The sequence below is a fragment of the Klebsiella sp. GG_Kp146 genome, assembly GCF_040061975.1.
Classification (GTDB): domain Bacteria; phylum Pseudomonadota; class Gammaproteobacteria; order Enterobacterales; family Enterobacteriaceae; genus Klebsiella; species Klebsiella quasipneumoniae.
The window spans coordinates 1-17197 of record NZ_JBEAHA010000017.1 but is presented as its reverse complement, the minus strand read 5'-3'; the positions used below and the strand labels follow the sequence as shown (position 1 = coordinate 17197).

Sequence of the window (17197 nt, the reverse complement as noted above, 5' to 3'; positions counted from 1 at the left end):
AATTAGTGCGGCTCTTTCTCGTTGTACTGGAAAGAGAAAAGGAAAATCAGCGCGATAACCGCGGCGGCCACCGCCGGGATCCACCAGAAGGTCACCCAGGCCTGCGGCACGCTCTGCCCGGCCACCAGATGGTTATACAGCGCGCCGGAAATCTGCGAGCCCAGCAGCATGCCGATCCCGTAGGTGAACATCACAATCATGCTCTGCGCCTGGCCTTTGACCTTCTCGCCCGCCACGCGGTCGGTATAGATAAAGCCGACGACAAAGAAAAAGTCATAGCACACGCCGTGCAGCAAAATGCCGAGATAGAGCAGGAAGCGCCCCTCTTCGCTGACGCCGAGGGCGAAAAAGGCATAGCGCACAAACCACGCCACCATGCCGATAAGCAGCATGTATTTCACCCCGAGGCGACGGAACAGCAGCGGGATCACCAGCATAAAGACGATCTCTGACATCTGGCCGAAGGACATCGCGGTGCTGACATCCTTAACGCCGGCATCCGCCAGATACGACGCGGTATAGGCGTAATAGGTACCTAATGGCACGGAAATTAAGGTGGCGCAGAGGGAGAAAATCAGGAAATGGCGCGTTTTCAGCAGCGCGAAGGCGTCCGCGCACAGCAGATCGCGAAACTGAACCGGCATGCCTTTGGCCGGCGCCGGGGTGTGGGGCAGCGTCAGGCTGTAGATCGCCAGCGCCACCGAACAGAGCGCCGCCAGGGTGAAGATGCCGGTGGTGTCAGAGATGCCGGTCACCCCGATGCAGATCCCGGCGATAATCCAGCCGATGGTGCCGAACACGCGGACCACAGGAAAGGTTTTATCGACGTTAGCCAGGCTGTGGAAGGCGATATTGTTGGTCAGCGCCAGGGTCGGCATGTAGCACAGCGTATAGCCGAACAGCAGGCCAATCAGCAGCGCACCGTTCTGCGCCACCAGCGCCTGGGGGACAAACCACAGGATCGCCGCCCCGGCCAGGTGCATCACCGCCATCACCTTCTGCGAGGCGAAAAAGCGATCCACCAGCATCCCCAGCACAAAGGGAGACAGGATGGAGGCGATCGGCCCGGCGGAGAACGCGTCGCCGATCAGCAATGACATCTCATAGCGGGTCATGACCAGCCCCAGGGTCACCGACCAGCTGCCCCAGATAAAGAACTGCATAAACATCATTAACGACAGCCGCGGCACCAAAAAACGGTGGCTCACGCGGACACTTTCCCGACCTTCTGTTGTTGTGACCATGTTGCTCGCCCTCAGAAAAGTAATCGATTACAAAATCGCACAAAACAAAAGTAATCGATTACAAAAAGAAGATCGCCAGGCAAATGCGCCACCTGCGAAGAGGATCACAATAAAAAGGCAGGCAGCCCCGCCGGACGGCGGGGCATCTCGCTTACGCCGGGCGGCGCAGCAGTTTGAAGGCGATAAACAGGAACAGGATCCACACCGGCAGCAGGATCGCCGACAGGCGCATCCCGTCGATCGTGCACATCAGCGCCAGAATCAGCCCAAGGAAAGCAATGCAGAAGTAGTTGCTGGCGGGCGCCAGCAGCGCTTTAAACTTCGACTCACGCCCTTTGCGGCGCTGGGCGGCGCGGAACTTCAGATGCGCCATGCAGATCATGATCCAGTTCAGCAGCAGCGTCGCCACCACCAGGGCCATCAGCAGTCCCAGCGCTTCATGCGGCAGCAGGTAGTTCAGCACCACCACCAGCGAGGTGATAATCCCCGAGAGCAGCAGAGAGTTCACCGGCACGCCGCGCTTGCTGACGCGGGCGAGGAACGTCGGCGCATTGCCCTGCACCGACAGGCCGAACAGCATCCGGCTGTTGGAGTACACGCCGCTGTTATACACCGACAGCGAAGCCACCAGAATGACGAAGTTCAGCGCGGACGCCACCAGGTTGCTGTCGAGATGATGGAAAATCATCACAAACGGGCTGCTGTCGGATTTGATCTCCACCCATGGGTAGAGCGCCAGCAGCACCACCAGCGAACCGATATAAAACAGCAGGATACGATAAACCACCTGGTTGACCGCTTTCGGAATGCTCTTTTCCGGATTTTGCGCTTCCGCGGCGGTGATACCGATAAGCTCCAGCCCGCCGAAGGAGAACATGATCACCGCCAGCGACAGGATAAGACCATGCCAGCCGGTGGCGAAGAAACCGCCGTGCTTCCACAGATTATCGAAACCCGCCTTGCTGCCGCCGTGGCCGCCAAACAGCATCCACAGGCCAAAGGCAATCATGCCGATAATCGCCAGCACTTTTATCAGCGCGAACCAGAACTCCGCTTCGCCATACAGGCGCACGTTGACGAGATTGACGGCGTTAATAATGAGGAAGAAGGCCGCCGCCCAGATCCAGGTCGGAACGTCGGGCAGCCAGTACTGCATGTAGATCCCGGCGGCGGTCAGCTCCGCCATTCCCACCAGCACGAACATCACCCAGTAGTTCCAGCCGGACAGGAAGCCGGCGAATGGGCCCCAATATTTGTAGGCAAAGTGGGCAAAGGAGCCGGATACCGGCTCTTCCACCACCATTTCGCCCAGCTGGCGCATGATCAGAAAAGCGACAATCCCGGCCACCGCGTAGCCCAGCAAGACCGCCGGGCCAGCCATTTGAATCGCCGGACCAATGCCGAGAAACAGGCCGGTGCCAATCGCGCCGCCAAGGGCGATAAGTTGAATGTGTCGGTTCTGTAAACCGCGATGAAGCGTCGGGCCGCTCTCTTCTACGGCATCCGACGACGTTGACGCGTCTTTCACGTCGTTCCCCTGTGTGTTTTTGCGAAGGGGCACCTTTTATCACTTAGGGGGGATTGTCGCAAGTTGCGTGGGGCTATGGCGGCGGCTAGATTCCCCCCACGCTTGCACGATCCCAGGCCGGGCAAGGCGTCGTCGTCCGGCACATACGCGGCTGACTACCCGCTCTCTTTGCCCGCTGGCGCTGCGCTTACCGGGCCTACGTAGACGCCTGTAGCCCGGTCAGGAAAACTTAATATCGCACCATCACCGACTTCAGCTCCGTGTAGTCATCGATAAACGCGCTGCCGAATTCGCGACCGATGCCCGAGCCCTTCATGCCGCCGAACGGCACCGCCGGGTCGAGGAAGGTATGCATATTGACCCACACGATGCCGGCGTCTATCGCCTCCGAGTAGCGCAGCGCCAGGCGAATATTATCCGACCAGACGCTGGCCGCCAGGCCATACGGCGAGGCATTCATCCGCGCCAGCGCCTCGTCTTCACTGTGATAGCCGATAAAGCTGCACACCGGGCCGAAGGTCTCCTCGCGCATCAGGGTGCTCTCTTCACTGCGCACTTTGACCGCCGTCGGCTGCAGGAAATAGCCCTCCCCCGGCAGGGCTTCGCCGCCGCAGACGATGGTATCGCCCTCGTCGCGTGCGGTCTGAATGAGCCGCAATACTTTTTCATGCTGCTGGCGATTGGCCAGCGGCCCCATCAGCGTGCGCTCATCCAGCGGCGATCCCGGCGTGAAGGCGCTGAGTCTTTCTTTCAGCAGCGCCAGCACCGCATCCAGTTTGCCCTGCGGCAGATAAAAGCGCTCCGCGGCGGCGCAAATCTGCCCCTGGTTCAGGTAGCCGGCTTCAAGAATGCCGTTGACCATCGCCTCCGGCGTCAGGTCGTCAAGAAACAGCGCGGCGTTTTTGCCCCCCAGCTCAAGGGTCACCCGTTTACCGAAAGCGCCAGCCGACTGCTGGACTTTCTCGCCGGTAGCCACCGAGCCGGTGAAGCTCACCTTGGCGCAGGCCGGATGGGTAATCAGCCGCTGAGCAATCTCGCCGCCGGCGCCGTTGACCACGTTAATCACCCCGTCAGGAATACCCACCGCTTTCGCCAGCTCCGCCACGCGCAGCAGCGTCAGCGGCGTATACTCGCTCGGCTTGAGGACGATGGTGCAGCCGCAGACCAGGGCCGCCGCCAGCTTCCAGACGGCAATCATGATTGAGAAGTTCCACGGCACGATGCCCACCACCACCCCCAGCGGCTGACGGCGGGTGAAGGCGGTATATTTCTCCCCGGCCATCGACGGCAGTGACACATCCAGCGTTTCGCCGGTCACCTTCCCCGCCCAGCCGGCGAAGTAGCGCAGGAACGCGACCGATTGATCCAGCTCTAACATGCGTGCCAGCGTGATGGTCTTACCGGAGCAGAGACTTTCCAGCTGCGCCAGCGCTTCGCGATGCTCAGCCAGGGCATCCGCCAGCTTCAGCAGCAAGGTTCCGCGCGCCAGCGTCGGCATTTCGCGCCACTGACTAAACGCCTGGCGGGCGCTCTCTACCGCGCGGTCCGCCTGGTCGCTATCCGCCGCGGTGACCTCGGCGATCGCCCGCCCGGTGGCCGGGTTGATCACCGCAAACGGCGCGCCGCGGCCCGCCTCTCGCTCACCGGCGATAAACTGCCCGTGCGGCTGGCGTAAAAAGGCGGTCACTTCCGCCAGTAAGGTTATCTCGCTCATCGTCAGTACCCGTTTTTTCAGCAACGTTGGCCCATCACAGCACGGCTTCCCGCCGCCGCCCATCGTTCTAAAGAACGTCATTCTTCCGGACGATATTCAACGCCCGCGCGGCGTGCTGTGATGAGGAACTTGAGCGAGGCAAGACCACAGGGTAACGCGATGAACATCAAAATCGATGCGCTGAACTACTACGGCGCGACGAAGAAATACCACCTCCATTTTCCGGCGCTGCGGGAAGATATTGAAGCCGACGTGGTGATTATCGGCGGCGGCTTCTCCGGCATTAACACCGCCCTTGAGCTGGCGGAACAGGGCATCACCAACGTGGTGGTGCTGGAAGCACGCCATCTCGGCTACGGCGGCACCGGGCGCAACGGCGGCCAGGTGATGGCCGGTATCGGTCACGATATCGAAGCGGTAAAAAAGCACGTCGGCAAAGAGGGGCTGGAGACGCTGTTTAAAATCGCCAACCTCGGCGCAGGCATCATTCGCGAGCGCATCCGCAAATACAACATCGACGCCGATTTCGTCCCCGGCTACGGCTACCTCGCCTATAACCAGCGGCAGCTCAAAACGCTGCGCCAGTGGGAGAAAGAGTTTAAGGCCGCCACCCCGGATGAAGATATCGAACTGTATACCGGGAAAGAGGTGCAGCAGGTGGTCGGCTCCGAGGTCTACTGCGGCGCGCTGAAACATATGGGCGGCGGGCAGATCCATTCGCTCAATATGCTCCTCGGCTCGGCGCAGGCCGCCCATTCGCTGGGGGTGAAGATCTTCGAATCCTCGCCGGTGGTGGAGGTGAATTACGGCAAACAGGTGCGGGTACGGACCGCGATGGGCAGCGTCAAAGCCGCCAAACTGCTATGGGCCTGCGACAGCTTCCTCAACAATATGGAGCCGGAGATCTACAACAAAACGCTGGTCACCTACTCCTACCAGGTATCGACCGAGCCGCTCTCCGATGAACTGATCGAGCGCATCAGCCCGCTGCGCGGCGCCTTCAGCGATATTCGCCCGGTGATTAATTATTACCGCGTCACCCGGGAAAACCGCCTGCTGTTCGGCAGCGCCACCCGCTTTGTGGAGTATACGCCGAACGATTTCGCCGCCTGGAACCGCACCCTGCTGGCGGAGGTCTTCCCCTATTTGAAGGATGTGAAGATCGATTTCGCCTGGGGCGGGCCGATGGCCTGTAGCGCCAACCTGTTCCCGCAGATCGGCACCCTACGCGATCACAACAACGTCTTTTACGTCCAGGGGTACTCCGGCTTCGGCGTCACCCCGTCGCACATCGTGTGCAAAATCCTCGCCGAAGGGATCAACGGCGGTTCCGACCGCTATCGTCTGCTGAGCAGCATCCCCCACGCGACCATCCACGGCCGTGACAGCCTGCGCTTGCTATTAGTCACCGCCGGAAAACTGATGCATCAAACCGCCGGTTTCTGGAAAGGCCGGAGTTAACCAGGAGAACGCTATGCACGCTTTTAAACTTAAACACCCGGTGCCCGACCTGCAGCCGATCGGCAGCGTCAGCCTGCTCGGCGCGACGCCGACCGCCGGCGACCCGCAGGTGGCCGGGGCGATGATCTACGGCGAGCCGCAGGATGCCTTTACCTGCGGACTGTTTTCGTCCACTGAGGGGAGCTTTACCATGACCTATCCGTTTACCGAACACGCCACCGTGCTGGAAGGCGAAGTGGAGCTGACCGTCGCCGGCGGCGAGCCGCAGCGCTTTGCGCCGGGCGACAGCTGGTTTGTTAAACAGGGTACCGAAGTGGAGTGGAAAATCCTGACGCCGCGCTTTGTGAAGCACTACCTGGCGAACGTCGAGACGCGCTAACGCGCTGCGCTTGCCCGGGCCGGGGGGACGAATGCCGTCGCCAGGCCGGGTCAGGCGCCAGCCGCCACCCGGCAGAAACAGGCGCAATGTGGCAAGACGGATGGCCCCGGTTTTCGGGGTCATGTTGTTTATCCACCCTCACATTCATCGACGGCGTCACAGAATCATGCGCCGCCCTCCACCTTCCGGACGATATTCGTTGAGCAGGATGCCCGCCTAAATTATGACTATCCGGGAGTGGCGCTGGCTATTCCCTGCCCTCCCCCACTATTGTGCAGAGGTTGACTATGTTTAGTAACAGACTTGCCAGCCATCTTGAGCGCGGGGTCGTCGGCTTCCCGACCACTCTCGCCAGCTCCGTCGGGCTGATTATGGCCAGCCCGGTGATCCTGACGGTGACCAGCGGCTTCGGCATGGGCGGTGATACCTTCGCGCTGGCGGTGCTGCTGGCCTTTATTATGATGCAGGCGCAGGTCACCACCTTTGCCGAGGCGGCGACGCTCATTCCCACCACCGGTTCGGTGTACGACTATATCTCCTGCGGCATGGGACGCTTCTTCGCCATCACCGGCGCGCTGTGCGCCTATCTGATCGTGCATATTTTCGCCGGGACGGCGGAGACGATCCTGGCCGGCATTATGGCGCTGGTGAACTTCGAATCGATCAACGCCCAGATGGCCGCTCACCAGAACACCTGGATGGTGGGCGTCGGCATGGTGGTGGTTTTCGGCCTGTTGAACGCCATCGGCGTGGAAATCTTCGGCAAGGTCGAAGTGGTGCTGACCTTCGGCATGTGGACCACGCTGACCATTTTCGGCCTGTGCGGCATTTTTATGGCGCCGGTCACCCACCTTTCCGGCTGGTTCGGCACGCCGCTGAACGTCAGCGATATCCATGGCCTGTTCGGCTATATCGGCATGGCGATGTTTATGTTCGTCGGTTGCGAACTGGTGACGCCGATGGCGCCGGAGATCAAACAGGCTCACCGTACCATTCCGCGGGCGATGGCGCTGGGCCTGCTGGGGGTCGCCAGCTGCATGTTTATCTACGGGGCGGCGATCAACCGCCAGGTGGAGAACACCGTGCTCGACGCGGCCAACAACGTCCATCTGCTGGATACGCCGATGGCGATCCCGGCCTTCGCCGAGCGGGTGATGGGCCACGCCGGCCAGTACTGGCTGGGGGTCGGGCTGCTGCTGGCGGGCTGCGCCACCATCAATACGCTGATGGCCGCGGTACCGCGCATTATTTACGGTATGGCGCTGGACGGCGCGCTGCCCCGCTTCCTGACCTGGCTGCATCCGCGCTTTAAAACGCCGGTGATCGCCATCGCCATCGGGGTGGCGATCCCCTGCCTGCACGCCTGGTATCTGAACGGCGATCTGGACCGCATCGTGCCGCTGATCCTCGCCGCGGTCTGCGCCTGGGGCGTCGCCTATCTGCTGGTTACTCTGTCGGTGGTGATGCTGCGCATTCGCCGCCCGGACCTGCCGCGCGCCTACCGCTCGCCGTGGTTCCCGCTGCCGCAGATTATCTCCAGCGTCGGGATTATCATCGCTATCGTCAATATCACCCCGCCGGGGATGGACAGCCGCCAGGTGCTGGTGCCGTTCGGCATTATGCTCGGCCTGACCGCCGCCTACGCCCTGTTCTGGACGGTGTGCGTACAGCGCGTCAATCCGTTCAAGCCGCTGGTGGTGGAAGAGGTGGTCGACCGCGCCATCAGCAACTACGAAAAACAGACCCGCGGGGAGATGACGCCAGATGTCCTCCGTCCCCTGGTTTGAGACGCCGTTAATGAACGCGGTGCAGCGCGATCTGGCCGGCTGGCCCTGCGAAAAGCTTAGCGAGCGCAGCGCGCTGCTGCGATTGAACGACGCCACCGCCGTCACCTTCAGCGTGCGTCAGAAGCGGCTGTTTATGGCCAGCATTCACAGCTGCGAATTTGTCGTCGCAGGGCCGGTCACCCGGCCCGTGCGCGGTCACATTCGCGCCCATCAATCCGGCTGGTGGAAACGCCAGCCGATCCGCTTTATCGGCGGCAAAGGCAGCGAGGAACTCGCCGGCTATCTCAACGGGTTTCCTAATCTCCAGCAGACCCTAAGCGAACTGGACTACCGCCGCTTTTCGTTGACCTTTGACGGTAACGGCTGGCGCTGCAGTATTGAACCCTGGGCCGCCAGCGAAGTGGTCTGTAAAATGCCGCCGCTGCGCCGTTATCTGCGGCTGGAAGCGCAGCAGCGGATGCTGCTGCTCAGCGTGCTGGCGATGATCAATCAGGCAGTCAGTCAGTGGATGCGCGGTGAAATCGTAGATGAGAAAGCATTTTCTTCCCCGCCATCACAGCGGGGAAGCTGAGCCGGTTTACTGCAGGCCAAACCGTTGCGCCAGCCGATCGATGGCCTGCCTCTGGAACTGCGCAAACTCCGCCCGCGGCTGCTGCTGCTGAATAAATTCCAGCAGCGGATCCTGGACCGCGGTGCGAATGCCGCTCAGGGCCTCCATCACCGCCAGGCCGCAGAACGGCACGTAGGATTCGGCGTAGCCGCCCTCGTGCACCATCACCAGTTTCCCGCCGCACAGACGATCCGCCGCCTGCTGCACCAGCCCGGTCATCGCCCGGAAGCTGTCGCTGTGCAGCTGCATCCGCGCCAGCGGGTCCATGGCGTTGGCATCATAGCCGCAGGCGATGATAATCAGCTCCGGCTCAAAGCGCGCCAGCGCCGGAATAACGATGGTTTCCAGCGCATAGCGCCAGCTGTCGTCCCCCGCCCCGGCCAGCAGCGGAATATTGATGTTGTAACCTTCGCCCGCGCCCGCGCCGCGATCGTCCTCACCGGCATAACCGGGTGGGAAGCAACCGTCCTGATGCAAGGAGATGGTCAGCACGTCGTCGCGCTGCAGGTAGATATGCTGGGTGCCGTTGCCGTGATGAACGTCCCAGTCAATGATCGCCACCTTGCCGAGCCCCAGCAGCGCTTTCGCCCGCTCGACGGCAATCGGAATATTGGCGAGGAAACAGAAGCCCATCGACTGGTCCGGCAGGCAGTGGTGTCCGGGCGGCCGCGACAGCGAATAGGCATTATCCAGCTCGCCCTTCAGCACCGCTTCCACCGCCGCGCAGGCCAGTCCGGCGGAGAGACAGGCGATTTCATAACTGCCCGGCCCCAACGGCGCCTCTTTGCCCAGCATGCCGCCGCCGTTATCGCTTATCGCCTTGAAGCGCTCCAGATAGCTGTCGGGATGGATCCGCCGCAGGTCCGCAAGGCTTGCCGGCGCCGCGCTGCGCAGCGCCAGCTGCGGCGTCAGCCCGGAGACGTCCATCAGGTTTTTCATCCGCCGTTTGGTCTCCGGCGATTCGGCATGACCGCCGCCGGCAGGCGGTTGCACCCACCCGCCCACCGGCAGCGTCACCGCGTGCAGACCGGTACTGTGCCAGAAACAACGTTCATCAAAGAAGAAACCGGTTTTTCTTTTCACTCTATCCTCCCGTTGGCTAAGCCTTAGCCGGCGGCCGACGCCGCCGCAATCAAAATCAGTGACAGCAGCGCGCAGCCCCCTGCCGCCAGCAGCAGCGGATCGGCGCTGGCAAAATGCTGCAGTAAAGCCCCGGCTAATGCCGGACCGGCCGCCATGCCGCCGCCGATCACCAGATTAATGCTGTTCATCAGCCGGCCGTTGTTATCGAGCCCGGCGACGCGGGCGAGAATAAAGGGCAGCACGAAGGTCCAGGTGAACTTAAACAGCAGCGCCGCGATGGCGTAGCGCGCCAGCAGCGGCTGGCCGATCAGCAGCCCGACGCTGAGGATCAGCAGGCCGTAGCCCAGCCACACCGGCAAACGATCGGCCCGCCGGGTGCCGCGCAGGGCCGCGCCCCCCGCGCCGATAATGCCGCAGACCGTCGCCGCCGCCAGCACCAGGCCGACCTGCGTCGGGCTCAGGCCCGCCGCCGCGCCGAGGGTGCCGATAAAGGTCCACACCGCGCTAAGGCTGATATAGAAGGTCAGCACCGCGAGGACCGCCAGCGCCTGACGCCACAGCGCCGTCGGCGGCTGCTGGCGTGAGACGGACAACGGTTGAAAGCGCGGCGGGAAAGCCGACACCAGCGGCAGGCAGCAGAGCATAATGGCGGCGAGGATCAGATAGACCACCTTGAGGCCAAAGCTGGCAAACAGCCCGGGCAGCACCAGCAGGCCAAGCATCCCCAGCAGCAGTTGCCCAAGCACCCAGAAGGCATAGACTCGCGACGGGTTCGAGGTTCCCGCCGCGCAGCTGATGCACAGAATCATCAGCGTGCCGCCGGCCAGCGAGGCGAGAAAGCGCACCGCCAGCAGCGTCTCATACTGGGTCACCGCCGCCGAGGCGAGATTGGCTGTCAGAAACACAACCCCGGCCGTCAGGGCGACCCGCCGCCAGTCGAGGCGACTCATCCACCACCACGCCGGCAGCGTCGCCAGGCTCATCGCCCCCAGTTCCGCCGAGAACAACCAGCCGATCTGGCCGGGTTTTAGCTGCCATTCGCTGGCCAGCTGCGCCGCCACCGCCGGCGCGGTCATCAGAATACCCGGCGCAATTGCGGCGAAAATCACAATCGCCGCCAGCAAACGCAGGGACACGACCAGCCCGGCGGGCCGGGAAAGCGCATGTTCAGTGAGAGGGGTACTTGACATCGTAGGGCGTGCTCCGGTCAAAAAAGCCTCCCCCCGGAGGGGTCTCCAGGGAGTGATACCCACAGGCATCAGGAAAACGCCGTGCTGCCACGGCGCGCGCGGGATGCGATAGTCAGATCACAGATGCAGCGTACGCTGAGCGGCCGGCATCCAGGTTCGGGAAACGAGTTCAGTACGATTGACCACTTCGGTCTTAGCGAAAATATTGCGCAGGTGCGTTTTCACCGTCGAGAGCGAGATATCCAGCCGGCGGGCAATCAGCTTATTGCTGGCCCCTTCGCGCACCATGCCGACGATTTCCCGCTCTTTGGCCGTCAGGATGGCGGGCAGGTCATCTTCGTCCTGCAGGCAGTCGCGGATCGCCAACTCCACCAGCGGCAGCACCGCCTGGGCCCGATGACGCTCTTCGCTGGAGAAAGGCACGTCGCGCATCAGCGAGATACCGGCGACGATCCGCCGCTCGCGGCGAATAAAGATCTCGGTCATGTCGCGCACATTATTCGGCAACATAAATTCATGATAATAATGCCGGTTGCGGTCGCAGAGCCGCGGCGTCATCGCCGCCATGGTGGTGTTCTGGTGGCTAAAGCGCGACGGCAGCAACGGATCCAGCGGCTGGAAGTTTTCCAGATATTGTTGGTGCGTATTATCAGAAATATTATGCAATATATAGTTTTCGGGTTTTAACCGATTATTTACTCGATAAAATACCGCCGAAGACAGTGGAATTAACTGGGAAATAGTCTGTAAACAACGGGCTATTATCGCATCATTACGGCTGGCTTTTAACAAAGCAGACATGATAGGGCCTCCCCGTCGAGGTGCTGGTACATGACACATGAATGACTACCGATTATTGAAGCATACATTTCACATTTAAGTAACACAATCATTAACATATTAACAGTGTGATAGCCGTTACAAAATTTTCAGCAATCCATTGTTATATAAAGCATTTAAAAAACACACCCGCCATGCTTTACGATAGCGGCGTTAAAACATAAACAAAAAAGATTAACACCCGGCGGACAGGCCCCAGGTGATAAAAAAACCCTATCCCGGACGCGTCTCTCTCATCCTTAAGAACGATGGATTTCTGTTTTTTTTCACTTATACCTCTAACAGGATGCAATTAATTTTCGCCGCGGCTTAATCATGTGATTACGCCTGACCCGCTGTTGCCAAAATAATATCAACAGCGCCGGTCATTAACCGAGGATAAGCCGATGCTGAATATCGCCGCCCTGCGCCAGCAGCAAATTCCGCTGGCCGCTGAGCCGCGCTCGCCGGTGCCGTTTCATATTCTGATGAAGCCGATTGGCCCCGCCTGCAATCTCGCCTGCCGCTACTGCTATTACCCACAGGATGAAACGCCGGTCAACAAGATGGACGAGGCGCGGCTGGAGCAGTTTATCCGCCGCTATATCGCCGCCCAGCCCGCCGGCGCGCGAGAAATCAACTTTGTCTGGCAGGGCGGCGAGCCGCTGCTGGCCGGCCTGAGCTTCTACAAAAAAGCGCTCGCCCTGCAGGCGCGTTATGCCCCCGACGGCGTCACCATCAGCAACAGCCTGCAGACCAACGGCACGCTGATCAACGACGCCTGGTGCCGGCTGTTTCGCGAGCATCGCTTTATTATCGGCTTGAGCCTCGAAGGCAGCGAAGCGCTACAGGACCAGCATCGTCCGGATAAACGCGGCCGGGCCACCTGGCCGGCGGCGCTGCGCGGCATCGACCTTCTCCACCAGCATCAGGTGGAGTTTAACCTGCTGGTGGTGGTGCATAACGAGATGGCGGCGCACGCGGCGGCGATTTATGACCGGGTGGTCAGCCTCGGCGCGCGCTATCTGCAGTTTCAGCCGCTGATGAGCGAAGGCGCAGCGCTGCGCGAGGGCTATCAGCTGAGCGCCGATAACTGGGGGCGTTTTATGGTCGGCATCTGGCGGCAGTGGCAGAAGCGCTGCGACAAGGGGCGGGTGTTCGTCATCAATATCGAGCAGGCGTGGGCGCAGTACTTCACCCACACCAGCGGCAGCTGCGTGCACAGCGCCCGCTGCGGCAGCAATCTGGTGATGGAGCCCGACGGAGAGCTCTACGCCTGCGATCATCTGATCAACGCCGAGCATCGGCTGGGCCGCCTCGATGAGCAGACGCTCGCCGCCGCGGTCGACGCCTCGGTGCAACTGCCTTTCGGTCAGCAGAAAAGCCTGCGCCGCGAATGCCAGACCTGCGCGGTCAAAATGGTCTGCCAGGGCGGCTGTCCGGCGCATCTCAACGCCGCGGGCAACAACCGCCTCTGCGGCGGCTACTACCGCTTCTTTAGCGAAATTCTTGCGCCCGTGCGCCCCTTTTCCCGCGACCTTCAAGGGCTGCAAGCCTGGCGGGCCGCGTTTGTCGGGGCCGCGCATCCGGCGTAGCCCGTTGCTCTGAAGCTATCCCTTTGAAACAGGAGAATCCGTTGTGAATAAAACAGCCATGGCCGCGGCGGTCAGTGTCATCCTCGCCGGCGGCGCGCACGCCGCGCAGCAGGAGCGTCCGAACGTCATCGTCATTATCGCCGATGATATGGGCTACTCGGACATTAGCCCCTTCGGCGGCGAGATCCCCACCCCCAACCTGCAGGCGATGGCCGAGCAGGGGATGCGCATGAGCCAGTATTACACCTCGCCGATGTCGGCCCCGGCGCGCTCCATGCTGCTCACCGGCAACAGCAACCAGCAGGCCGGGATGGGCGGCATGTGGTGGTATGACAGCACTATTGGCAAGGAGGGCTACGAGCTGCGGCTGACCGACCGCGTCACCACCATGGCCGAGCGCTTTAAAGACGCGGGGTATAACACTCTGATGGCCGGCAAGTGGCACCTCGGTTTTGTTCCCGGCGCCACGCCGAAGGACCGCGGCTTTAACCACGCTTTCGCCTTTATGGGCGGCGGCACCAGCCATTTTAACGACGCTATTCCGCTGGGTACCGTTGAAGCGTTTCACACCTTCTACACCCGCGACGGCGAGCGCGTCTCCCTGCCGGACGATTTCTACTCCAGCGAGGCCTACGCCCGGCAGATGAACAGCTGGATTAAAGACACGCCGCAGGAACAACCGGTCTTCGCCTGGCTGGCCTTTACCGCCCCGCACGACCCGCTGCAGGCGCCTGACGAATGGATCAAGCGCTTCGAAGGCCAGTATGAGCAGGGCTACGCCGAGGTCTATCGCCAGCGTATCGCCCGCCTGAAAGCGCTGGGGATTATCCATGACAACACCCCGCTCCCGCACCTTGAGCTGGATAAAGAGTGGGACGCGCTGACCCCGGAGCAGCAGAAATATACCGCGAAAGTGATGCAGGTCTACGCGGCGATGATCGCCAATATGGACGCGCAGATCGGCACCCTGATGGAAACGCTGAAGCAAACCGGTCGCGATAAAAACACCCTGCTGGTGTTCTTAACCGACAACGGCGCCAACCCGGCGCAGGGCTTCTACTACGAATCCACCCCGGAATTCTGGAAGCAGTTTGACAACAGCTATGACAACGTTGGCCGCAAAGGCTCGTTTGTCTCCTACGGTCCGCACTGGGCCAACGTCAGCAACGCCCCTTACGCCAACTATCACAAAACCACCAGCGCTCAGGGCGGCATTAACACCGACTTTATGATCGCCGGCCCCGGGATTACCCGCCACGGTAAAATCGACGCCTCGACGATGGCGGTGTATGACGTGGCGCCGACCCTGTTTGAATTCGCCGGTATCGATCCGAACAAATCGCTGGCGAAGAAGCCGGTGCTGCCGATGATTGGCGTCAGCTTTAAGCGCTATCTCACCGGCGAAGTGCAGCAGCCGCCGCGCGGGAACTACGGCGTCGAGCTGCATCATCAGGCGGCGTGGGTCGATGGCGAATGGAAGCTGCGGCGGCTGGTGCCGCGGGGCTTCACCGCCGGCGACGCGCCGTGGCAGCTGTTTAATCTGCACGACGATCCGCTGGAAACTCATGACGTCGCGGCCCAACACCCCGATCGGGTCAAAGCGATGAGCGAAGCCTACGAGGCGTTCGCCAGACGCACCATGGTCACCCGGGCGCAGGGCAAAATGATCGATTACGTCGGCATCGACAGCAAGACCGGACGCTATCTGGCGGTCGACCCCGCCACCATGAAGCCGGTTCCGGCGCCGCAGGCGATCCCGGTGAGCGAGCTCCATTAACCGACCCGGCTATCGTTCTTCCGGGCGATAGCCGGGAGCTGGCGCGCTTTTTAAGGTAACCGGAAACCCCATTACAGGAGAGAGCGAATGGCGAGAGTCGTGGTGATCACCGGCGGCGGAACCGGAATTGGCGCCACCTGCGCGCGGCTGATGCGCGCCGCGGGCGACCGGGTGTTTATTACCGGACGGCGCGAGGCGCCATTGCGGGCGGTCGCCGATGAGACCGGCGCCACGGCGCTGATGGGCGATGCCGCCGACGGCGAGGCGTGGCGCCAGCGGCTACTACCGGCCATTCTCGACCAGGCCGGCGGTATTGATGTCCTCATCTGCAGCGCCGGCGGGATGGGCAACAGCCCCGCCGCCGATACCAGCGACCGCCAGTGGCGCGAGGCGCTGAACGGCAATCTCACCAGCGCCTTCGCCAGCGTTCGCGCCTGCCTGCCCTCGCTGATTGCCCGCCGCGGCAACGTGCTGTTTGTCGCCTCCATCGCCTCGCTGGCCGCCGGTCCGCAGGCCTGCGGCTACGTCACCGCCAAACACGCCTTAATCGGCCTGATGCGCTCCGTCGCCCGCGATTACGGCCCGCAGGGGGTGCGCGCCAACGCCGTCTGCCCCGGCTGGGTCACCACGCCGATGGCGGATGAAGAGATGCTCCCGCTGATGCAGGCGGAAGGGTTGTCGCTGACTGAGGCGTATCAGCGGGTCTGTCGCGACGTTCCGCTGCGCCGACCCGCCAGCCCCGTGGAGATAGCCGAGGTCTGTCAGTTTCTCTGTTCGCCGCAGGCCGCCATCATCAGCGGCGCTACGCTGGTCGCCGACGGCGGCGCCAGTATCGTCGATGTTCCCACTCTGGCGTTTGCCTAACGCCCTACTCTGTTCAGGAGCCCCTATGACTTCAGAAGCCGTATTTATCCAGGTCGGCGCGCTGGCCGATGGTTTTGCGCCACACGGTAATGTACTCGCCACCGCCAGCCTGCCCGCAGACGAGCGCTTTACCTTTTATGTCGCCGGGAGCGAGCCGCAGCAGTTGATCATCGAAGATGAGCAGACGCTAAGCTGGAACGGCACGCGCACTCCCTGGCGGGCGACCGCCCTGCGCCCGGATATTCTGTTTATCGACTTCCTTGACCCGGAGCGGGATAACGCCAGCATCAGCGCGGTATGTAACCTGACGCAGCGCAACGCTACCCTGGTCTATGGCCAGCTGCCGGACGAAGCCGCCGCGCGGCTGGACGCCTTCAGCCGGGTGGAGCGAGGCCTGCCGCTGACCGCGGTAGAAGCGCGCTTTGTCTTCGCCCGCCTGGATGCGCAGCCGGGGCCGCTGCCGGGCTTTACTCCTGCGCTGGTCGGCATGCGCAATCAGTACACCTACAGCCCGACCGAGCGCTATGAGCACATCTATCTCAACGATAATTTTTACGCCTGGCAGTGTCTGGACGGCGTGGAAAAGGGGCTGGCGGATGTCGACCGCTGCCACTATGTGCTGGTGGCGGAGGATCTCTATCTGTTTGTCTGGCGCGAGAAAATCATTCCGACGCTGGGGGTGATCCTGATCGATCTTCAGCAAATGCGCACCGACGGCAAGATCATGGGCTATCAGGGCAGCGACTTCGGCGCCCTCAGCAATTTCCCGGTCGGCGCCAGCGCGAAGATCCTCAACATCACCCGCCATCAGGAATAAAGGGGCGCCGCCGGGCACGCTTTCAGGCACCATGCCCGTCATATTGCCGGGTGGCCGCTGCGCCTTACCCGGCCTGCGGGGTCCTCTCACAGGCTGACACATCGTAGGCCCGGCAAGCACAGCGCCACCGGGCGATGACAGCAGGCACAGAGCCGTTTTTATGCCGGGTGGCGGCTGCGCCTGTCCCGGCCTACATTCTTACGACCTGTCGTTAATTTATTCACAATTGTTGCTGAAACTGCCGGTGCTGGCGGCCTCAAAATCGCTGAGACGCTCCCGGAAGGCCGGGGCAGCCCGCATGGATGCGGGCTGAGGGCCGTGTTTTGCAC

General features: G+C 61.8%; 14 protein-coding genes. 8 read left to right on the top strand and 6 right to left on the bottom strand.

The window, feature by feature from the left end; genetic code table 11:
* Window positions 1-2: 2 nt before the first annotated feature.
* From ABLU95_RS18675 to ABLU95_RS18665, 3 genes are all read right to left on the bottom strand, one after another.
* Window positions 3-1208: an MFS transporter gene (locus tag ABLU95_RS18675; protein WP_072420798.1), complete on the bottom strand. Its 1206-nt coding sequence runs from the start codon at window positions 1206-1208 to the stop codon at window positions 3-5.
* Window positions 1209-1395: 187 nt separating this feature from the next.
* The gene (gene pheP, locus ABLU95_RS18670) at window positions 1396-2772 is read right to left on the bottom strand and encodes a phenylalanine transporter (RefSeq protein ID WP_023288717.1); all 1377 of its coding nucleotides are present in this window, start codon (window positions 2770-2772) and stop codon (window positions 1396-1398) included.
* A 229-nt stretch (window positions 2773-3001) separates the two neighbouring features.
* Entirely contained in the window at window positions 3002-4486 is a 1485-nt protein-coding gene (locus ABLU95_RS18665; protein ID WP_085551244.1) for an aldehyde dehydrogenase family protein, read from the bottom strand.
* 159 nt (window positions 4487-4645) lie between these two features.
* Between ABLU95_RS18665 and ABLU95_RS18660 the strand changes: the two genes are divergently transcribed.
* From ABLU95_RS18660 to ABLU95_RS18645, 4 genes are all read left to right on the top strand, one after another.
* On the top strand, window positions 4646-5947 hold the full coding sequence (locus ABLU95_RS18660; RefSeq protein WP_023288715.1) for an FAD-binding oxidoreductase: 1302 nt from the start codon (window positions 4646-4648) through the stop codon (window positions 5945-5947).
* A gap of 13 nt (window positions 5948-5960) precedes the next feature.
* Window positions 5961-6326 carry a cupin domain-containing protein gene (locus ABLU95_RS18655; protein WP_002892824.1) on the top strand — a complete coding sequence of 122 codons (366 nt, stop codon included), beginning with the start codon at window positions 5961-5963 and terminating at the stop codon, window positions 6324-6326.
* A 287-nt stretch (window positions 6327-6613) separates the two neighbouring features.
* The gene (locus tag ABLU95_RS18650) at window positions 6614-8113 is read left to right on the top strand and encodes an APC family permease (protein WP_032454960.1); all 1500 of its coding nucleotides are present in this window, start codon (window positions 6614-6616) and stop codon (window positions 8111-8113) included.
* Entirely contained in the window at window positions 8091-8684 is a 594-nt protein-coding gene (locus tag ABLU95_RS18645) for a DUF3156 family protein (RefSeq protein WP_087824407.1), read from the top strand. The genes ABLU95_RS18650 and ABLU95_RS18645 overlap by 23 nt, the downstream gene beginning before the upstream one ends.
* A 6-nt stretch (window positions 8685-8690) precedes the next feature.
* On the opposite strand, the gene ABLU95_RS18640 is transcribed toward ABLU95_RS18645, so the two are convergent.
* The 3 genes from ABLU95_RS18640 to ABLU95_RS18630 all read right to left on the bottom strand — a co-directional run bounded on the left by ABLU95_RS18640 (window position 8691) and on the right by ABLU95_RS18630 (window position 11797).
* Window positions 8691-9806, bottom strand: coding sequence for a class II histone deacetylase (locus tag ABLU95_RS18640; protein WP_023288712.1), 1116 nt, complete (start codon window positions 9804-9806; stop codon window positions 8691-8693).
* A gap of 23 nt (window positions 9807-9829) precedes the next feature.
* Window positions 9830-10996, bottom strand: coding sequence for an MFS transporter (locus ABLU95_RS18635; protein WP_317590353.1), 1167 nt, complete (start codon window positions 10994-10996; stop codon window positions 9830-9832).
* Window positions 10997-11113: 117 nt separating this feature from the next.
* Window positions 11114-11797, bottom strand: a complete 684-nt coding sequence (locus ABLU95_RS18630; protein ID WP_032454931.1) for a LuxR family transcriptional regulator — start codon at window positions 11795-11797, stop codon at window positions 11114-11116.
* 425 nt (window positions 11798-12222) lie between these two features.
* On the opposite strand from ABLU95_RS18630, the gene ABLU95_RS18625 reads away from it, so the two are divergent.
* From ABLU95_RS18625 to ABLU95_RS18610, 4 genes are all read left to right on the top strand, one after another.
* A complete protein-coding gene (locus tag ABLU95_RS18625; protein WP_060589575.1) occupies window positions 12223-13410 on the top strand; it encodes an anaerobic sulfatase maturase in 1188 nt (395 codons plus the stop codon).
* 43 nt (window positions 13411-13453) lie between these two features.
* Window positions 13454-15187 carry an arylsulfatase gene (locus tag ABLU95_RS18620; protein ID WP_322358955.1) on the top strand — a complete coding sequence of 578 codons (1734 nt, stop codon included), beginning with the start codon at window positions 13454-13456 and terminating at the stop codon, window positions 15185-15187.
* Window positions 15188-15274: 87 nt separating this feature from the next.
* Window positions 15275-16051 carry an SDR family oxidoreductase gene (locus ABLU95_RS18615; RefSeq protein ID WP_317590359.1) on the top strand — a complete coding sequence of 259 codons (777 nt, stop codon included), beginning with the start codon at window positions 15275-15277 and terminating at the stop codon, window positions 16049-16051.
* A 25-nt stretch (window positions 16052-16076) separates the two neighbouring features.
* Entirely contained in the window at window positions 16077-16868 is a 792-nt protein-coding gene (locus ABLU95_RS18610; protein WP_317590361.1) for a MoaF C-terminal domain-containing protein, read from the top strand.
* The last annotated feature ends 329 nt before the right edge of the window (window positions 16869-17197 follow it).

Excerpts from the sequence above, each read along its gene's own strand:
- ABLU95_RS18625 (WP_060589575.1), top strand. The coding sequence starts at position 12,223 with ATGCTGAATATCGCCGCCCTGCGCCAGCAGCAAATTCCGCTGGCCGCT.
- ABLU95_RS18665 (WP_085551244.1), bottom strand. The coding sequence starts at position 4,486 with ATGAGCGAGATAACCTTACTGGCGGAAGTGACCGCCTTTTTACGCCAG.
- ABLU95_RS18655 (WP_002892824.1), top strand. The coding sequence starts at position 5,961 with ATGCACGCTTTTAAACTTAAACACCCGGTGCCCGACCTGCAGCCGATC.
- ABLU95_RS18645 (WP_087824407.1), top strand. The coding sequence starts at position 8,091 with ATGTCCTCCGTCCCCTGGTTTGAGACGCCGTTAATGAACGCGGTGCAG.
- ABLU95_RS18660 (WP_023288715.1), top strand. The coding sequence starts at position 4,646 with ATGAACATCAAAATCGATGCGCTGAACTACTACGGCGCGACGAAGAAA.
- ABLU95_RS18610 (WP_317590361.1), top strand. The coding sequence starts at position 16,077 with ATGACTTCAGAAGCCGTATTTATCCAGGTCGGCGCGCTGGCCGATGGT.
- ABLU95_RS18615 (WP_317590359.1), top strand. The coding sequence starts at position 15,275 with ATGGCGAGAGTCGTGGTGATCACCGGCGGCGGAACCGGAATTGGCGCC.
- ABLU95_RS18630 (WP_032454931.1), bottom strand. The coding sequence starts at position 11,797 with ATGTCTGCTTTGTTAAAAGCCAGCCGTAATGATGCGATAATAGCCCGT.
- ABLU95_RS18635 (WP_317590353.1), bottom strand. The coding sequence starts at position 10,996 with ATGTCAAGTACCCCTCTCACTGAACATGCGCTTTCCCGGCCCGCCGGG.
- ABLU95_RS18650 (WP_032454960.1), top strand. The coding sequence starts at position 6,614 with ATGTTTAGTAACAGACTTGCCAGCCATCTTGAGCGCGGGGTCGTCGGC.